Origin of the sequence: Desulfosporosinus sp. I2 (assembly GCF_000960765.1) — a bacterium.
Lineage (GTDB): Bacteria > Bacillota > Desulfitobacteriia > Desulfitobacteriales > Desulfitobacteriaceae > Desulfosporosinus.
Genome location: NZ_JYNH01000208.1, coordinates 1 through 5,934, shown reverse-complemented (window position 1 = coordinate 5,934; position 5,934 = coordinate 1). Strand labels below are relative to the sequence as shown.

5 protein-coding genes and 1 pseudogene are annotated in these 5,934 nt (G+C 41.2%); all 6 read right to left on the bottom strand.

What is annotated here, in order from left to right; translation table 11 throughout:
- Positions 1-665, bottom strand: a 665-nt coding sequence (locus UF75_RS24350) for an enoyl-CoA hydratase-related protein (RefSeq protein WP_052693610.1), incomplete at its 3' end; no start/stop codon positions are given.
- A gap of 18 nt (positions 666-683) precedes the next feature.
- Positions 684-1,538 (bottom strand): 3-hydroxybutyryl-CoA dehydrogenase, encoded by an 855-nt coding sequence (locus UF75_RS24345; protein WP_045577104.1) that lies wholly within the window; start codon positions 1,536-1,538, stop codon positions 684-686.
- Between the two features lie 64 nt (positions 1,539-1,602).
- Positions 1,603-2,781 carry a thiolase family protein gene (locus UF75_RS24340; protein WP_045577103.1) on the bottom strand — a complete coding sequence of 393 codons (1,179 nt, stop codon included), beginning with the start codon at positions 2,779-2,781 and terminating at the stop codon, positions 1,603-1,605.
- Positions 2,782-3,158: 377 nt separating this feature from the next.
- Complete coding sequence (locus UF75_RS24335) at positions 3,159-3,974, bottom strand: methyl-accepting chemotaxis protein (RefSeq protein WP_045577102.1); 816 nt, start codon at positions 3,972-3,974, stop codon at positions 3,159-3,161.
- Positions 3,975-4,200: 226 nt separating this feature from the next.
- Entirely contained in the window at positions 4,201-5,532 is a 1,332-nt protein-coding gene (locus UF75_RS24330; protein ID WP_082075331.1) for an MFS transporter, read from the bottom strand.
- Positions 5,533-5,595: 63 nt separating this feature from the next.
- A pseudogene (locus UF75_RS24325) lies at positions 5,596-5,883 on the bottom strand (SDR family oxidoreductase); the annotation flags it as partial.
- Positions 5,884-5,934: the final 51 nt, after the last annotated feature.

The following is a 5,934-nucleotide window of genomic DNA, read 5'->3' as shown; positions in this document are numbered from 1 at the left end:
GTATTAATATCCACTTCAAGCCCTTTATTAATTGCAGCTTTTGCTTGTCGAATCGCATAAGGTCCTTTGGAAAGAATAGCTTCTGCCAGGCTTACCGTTTCGGCTATTAGGTTTTCCGTAGATACTACTTGATTAACCAAACCTAACTCCAATGCTTCAGATGCATGGATGGTTCGTCCTGTTAGAATGATTTCCATGGCCTTTGCTCGTCCAATAAGCCGCGGGAGGCGCTGAGTTCCACCAAAGCCCGGAATAATACCTAAAGCAACTTCAGGTTGTCCAAACTTTGCCTTGTCAGTTGCGATGCGCAGATCACAGGCCATCGCAAGTTCACACCCTCCTCCAAAGGCAAAACCATTAATTGCAGCAATGGTGGGTTGTGGAAGTTCTTGAATTCGTTGCAACAAAACCTGGCCTTGACGTGCAAATTTATAACTCTCTTGCGGGGACTTATCTTTCATTTCCGAAATATCTGCTCCGGCGACAAACGCTTTTTCACCTGCGCCGGTAAAAATTACGACATCGATATCCTTGTCCTGGTAAATATCGGTTATCATTTGATCTAATTCGGAAAGAACTTCCCCATTGAGAGCATTGAGAACCTTGGGTCGATTAATGGTCACGAAACCTAATCTACTTTCTTTCTTCAGCTCAACGACTGACATCTCAATTCCCCCCAGAAATTAATATTGGTAGAACCCTTTTCCGGTTTTACGCCCTAAGAAACCTGCCCGAACCATCTTTCTAAGAACAGGACAAGGTCGATATTTAGGATCACCAAATTCAGAATATAACGTTTCCATAACCGCAAGACAGACATCTAAACCGATCATATCACCGAGTGCGAGAGGACCAATCGGATGGTTAGCACCGAGACGCATTGCTTCGTCAATATCCTCAGCCGTTGCGATGCCCTCCATGTAAATAAATGCAGCCTCATTGATTAATGGAACAAGCATCCTGTTCACAATAAAACCTGGGGATTCTTTAACTTGAACGGGAACTTTTCCTATAGCTTTGACGAATTGATTAACGATTTCAACCGTTTCCTTGCTTGTTGCTGCTCCGGCTATGACCTCAACAAGTTGCATAATATTGGCTGGATTGAAGAAATGCATACCAATGACATTTTGGGGACGAGTTGTTGCCGAAGCTAATTCACTGATGCTCAGAGCAGAAGTGTTCGAAGCAAAGATTGTTTTTTCAGGACATTGTGCATCAAATTCTTTATAGACACTTTTCTTTACTGACATGTTCTCAATGATTGCTTCAATAATCAAATCTGTATCTTTTAATTCCTCGGCTAGTTGATTTGCGTCATATACTCCTTTGAGGTTTCCCAGAATTCCCGATTTATCCTCAACCGACATTTTACCTTTTTCAACAGCTCTATTTAATATTTTTTCAATAATTTTAAGACCTTTTTGCACAAGACTTTCTGTAACGTCACGTAAAATCACCTCAAAACCTGCCTGAGCAGCAACGAGTGCAATACCAGCGCCCATAGTTCCAGCACCTAAAACAACGACCTTTTTCATACTAAATCCTCCAATCACTTAAACTAAAAAAGGGCTAGGGTGGCCCCTTTCGAATGAGAAAATACTATAGCATTTCGATGACAGTTGCCATAGCCGGACCTCCACCAACACAAAGGGAGGCAACGCCATATTTTCCACCACGCCGTTTCAGTTCGCTAAGCATGGATACAATGATGCGCGCACCAGTACACCCAACAGGATGTCCTAAGGCAATTCCCGAGCCATTGGCATTAACTTTATCCATATCAAGATTCAGCTCTTTGTTAACTGCTAAAAATTGGGCAGCAAAAGCTTCATTAATCTCAAAGTAATCGACATCGCCGATTTCAAGGTTTACATAGTTTAACGCTTTAGGGATAGCGTAGGCTGGTCCAATTCCCATAATTTCAGGAGCTACGCCATAGGATGCAGTGGAAAGAACTTTGGCAATCGGCTTAATTCCCAGTTCCTTAGCTTTAGTGGCTGTCATTAAGACTAAAGCTGCAGCTCCATCATTCAACCCAGATGCGTTCCCTGCCGTGACAGTTCCGTCTTTCTTAAAGGCAGTCCTAAGTTTTGCCAAACCTTCCAGAGATATATCAGCACGAGGGTGCTCATCCACTTCAACAATGGTGATCCCTTTACGAGTCTTAATCTCAACTGGCACAATTTCTTCTTTGTATCGTCCACTTCGTATTGCTTCTACAGCTCGTGTGTGACTAAGATGGGCAAGACTATCTTGTTCCTCACGAGTGATGCTGTATTTTTCAGCAAGGTTTTCTGCTGTTACGCCCATATGATAGCCCATAAAGGCATCTACTAAAGCATCATAAGTAAGATGATCTTGTAAAGTGTCGGGCCCTAGCTTAATACCTTGTCTAGAATTAAGCAGTAGATGGGGAGCCCTAGACATGCTTTCAATTCCAACAGCAACACTGACACTCGATTTACCCAAGAGAATTTGTTGGGTTGCAATCTCAAAGGCTCTCATTGCCGAAGCACATTGTTGGTCCACCGTTGTCGCCGCAGCTTCAATCGGAATACCAACGGCCAGTTGTATTTGCCGAGCAGGGTTTCCCTTTACCCCTGCTTTATAGACCATTCCACCAACAACATCTTCCACTAGACTTGCCTTAACTCCAGCTTTCTCTAAGGCACCTTTGACCGCTATCGTCCCCAGATCAACGGCCGAAACATCTTTCAAGGCTCCTAAAAAATCTCCAATAGGCGTTCTTGCTGCACCTACGATTACTACTTCTTCCATTCATTTGTACCTCCCTATACTGCTTCAATTAGTCGCACCCGCTAAAAACCGTAACCCAATCGTATGTTCAGGTACTCAATCAGTTCTATTCCATACTTGGCATTTCCTGTATCAAGTTCGTCTATCTAGTCCTTCATCATCAGAATCTCCTCCTTTTTTTGGTGTAACCGATGTCTAATGAATTTCTCATCTCGCACTTTCGCTTGTTTAGCTTCTTACCACATTAATTGCAAGACTCATGCCAAATTTAGAAAGGCAGTTAATCATCAAAAGCCTGGATTTCGATGATTTCCAGACAACAGAACTTCCTAAACGAATTCAATTAAATGTTGCGAATTACTACATTGTCGCAATTCGCTACACTACATGTATGGATATCATCTCCCTTTACCCAATTTAACGAGCCTTTCAGCCATATGTGATATCTGATTTAATGCTTGGGTAAGTTCTACTACTCCCATAGCTTGAGATTCACTGACGAGGGCCAGATTGCTTACAGAATTAACCAAACGGCTGACGGATGCGTTCACTTCAAGGACATCTTGATCGATCGTTATAGCCGATTTTTTTGTGTGATCTGAAAGCTTTTTAATCTCATCAGCGACGACACAAAATCCCTGACCACTTTTTCCCGCCCGAGCAGCTTCAATAGCAGCATTTACCCCCAAAATGTTGCTTTGCTGTGATATTTTTTTTATGGCCATCGTTATGTCAGAAACATGAACTATATCCCTTTGAACGTTTAATGTCTCATCATCCATCGTTTTAGCGGTCGCGGATAGTTCTTGGCTTTGGGCAGAAAGATTTTCAGCAGAAGCATAGATTTCTTCAACTGATGAGAGAATTTCTTCTCCGATTTCCAATAGTGCATTGTATTTTTCAGTTGATATTACGATAGAAATTACTCCAACGAACATACCGTCATCTTTAATAGGACTACCGATTGCAATATAGGGAATTGAAAATCGAGATTTTGTCTTGGAAATATGCTCAACTGTTCTTTGGCCGGATTGTAAAACCTTATCTGTAACGGTACCTTTTAAAACAGGATCTCCTACTTGTATTCCTAGATTAAGCCTAGGATTATTATAAGCGGCTAAAATAGTTTCATAATTGGCAACAAAGACAGAAATATCTTGGTCGTACCACTCTTGTAAAATTGGCATAATTAATATTACGTCTTCAAGCTTCATAAACAGCCTCCAAGTCATATTTTCTAGGACCTTTAAGCTTATTGATGCCCATTAGTCCGTTTCTAGTAATTCTGTGGGCGATGCCAATGCTCTAGTCGCTAGAACAACAAAATCATATCAAATCCTCTGTTTCCATAAATTTAATTCAAAAGGGGCTTTGTAGCCCCTTTTGAGTTTTCATTCTATTATAGCTAAATTTTCCAGAACTCTAACTCGATTTAGGCATTTATATATTTGTACCAGAGTTATTCACAGATTGACTTTGTTTATTCAGAACAAATTTATCTTCTTTTAAGAAGAGCGTTCCGATGCTTGCTAATACAGACAAAGCTGCGAAAAATATAAAGGCTCCAGTGTAAGAATATCCAGAAGCAGTCTTGACAACTAAAAATCCAGCAATTAGCGGTGAGACGAATGAACCTAATTGACCAAAACCATTCGATAATCCTACGGCACTTCCCACGATATCTTTAGAATAGCGAATTTGAGGGTATGCATAAACAGCACCAAAGCTCAGATTAACGAAGAAGCCAAGCAGCACAAGCATCGTTATAATAATTGGCACGTTTCCAGTCGGAACCATACCGACGTAGAAAAGAACAGGTATACTGAAAATATAGGATATTAAAAGAACGGGTTTTGTCTTGTTTTTGAAGACTTTGTCTGTAAGACGGCCACCAAGCAACATGGCTATAATGGCTACAACATACGGCAAAGAAACCATGGCTCCCATGGTTTTGATACTAAAGTGATGTTGATCATACAAGAAAGAAGAAATCCAAGTCGTACTCCCCCAGTAAATTGCTAAGTTGCAGAAAAGAACTAAGCTGTATATCCAGAAGTTTTTGTCTCTAACAACGATGGACATTCCGCCTTTTTGGCCTTCAACAGTTTTATCACTAACTAATCCATCTTGGATATAATCAAATTCTTCTTGGGTCATGCGACCCTTTTTTAACATTTCTTCGGGTTTATTACTCACAAAATACCAAAGAATGAACATACCCAGAAGTCCCGGAACTGCTAGTACATAAAACACTGGGCGCCAGCTCCCGAAAGCTGCTGCTAAAGCAGTAATGATCATGGGAATAATAGCAGGTCCAAAAGCCCAAGCTGTCGAGAAAAAGGACGTCGCTGTCCCTTTTTCTTTTTTAGGGAACCAGTTTGCAATCGTTTTGTGTGCTGGAGCGAAGTGGTGTCCTTCACCCAAACCTAAGAAAAGACGGATCCAAATAAACTGGGTATAGCTGCGAACTAGACCTGTTAAAAAGGTAACGCCTGAGAACACAACAATGGCGATGCCCATAACTTTTTTAGGTCCAATGCGATCAGCTAACCATCCACCACTTATTTGAGCAAAGGCATACGCAAAGAAGAAAATTGATGCCCCAAAACCAGCTTCTGCAGGAGTTAATCCCAAATCATCACGAATCATAGGCAGGAAGATTAAGACACTCGTTCGGTCAAAATAGTTGATGACATATAATAACCATACTGCAACGAGGATTACATACCGGTAACCCCAGGCTTTTTTCCCGACGGTTTTCATTTGTCCCATAATCTAATCTCCTTTAATTATATTTCATTAGTTTTTCCATTTTTATCCATATATGTACACCCTTTATTCGGCCGTCCAACCACCATCAATGACAATCATTTGACCTGTCATGTAGTCCGAGGCATTCGATGCCATCAGAACTGCGGCCCCGACCATATCGCTGATTTCACCAAAACGTCTCATAGCAATTTTTTTAGTGATATGGTTGTGGATTTTTTCTTGTTTTAGGTCGGCTTCGTTCATTGGAGTAATAACATAACCTGGGCAGAGCGAATTTACTTGGATGTTATGTTTGGCCCATTCTAAAGCTAGAGCCTTAGTCATTTGGACAACGCCACCCTTGGCGACACAATAAGGTAGAACTGACGGTCACTACTAAACCAAGAATGGAAGCAATATTAA

Excerpts from the sequence above, each read along its gene's own strand:
- UF75_RS24335 (WP_045577102.1), bottom strand. The coding sequence starts at position 3,974 with ATGAAGCTTGAAGACGTAATATTAATTATGCCAATTTTACAAGAGTGG.
- UF75_RS24340 (WP_045577103.1), bottom strand. The coding sequence starts at position 2,781 with ATGGAAGAAGTAGTAATCGTAGGTGCAGCAAGAACGCCTATTGGAGAT.
- UF75_RS24330 (WP_082075331.1), bottom strand. The coding sequence starts at position 5,532 with ATGGGACAAATGAAAACCGTCGGGAAAAAAGCCTGGGGTTACCGGTAT.
- UF75_RS24345 (WP_045577104.1), bottom strand. The coding sequence starts at position 1,538 with ATGAAAAAGGTCGTTGTTTTAGGTGCTGGAACTATGGGCGCTGGTATT.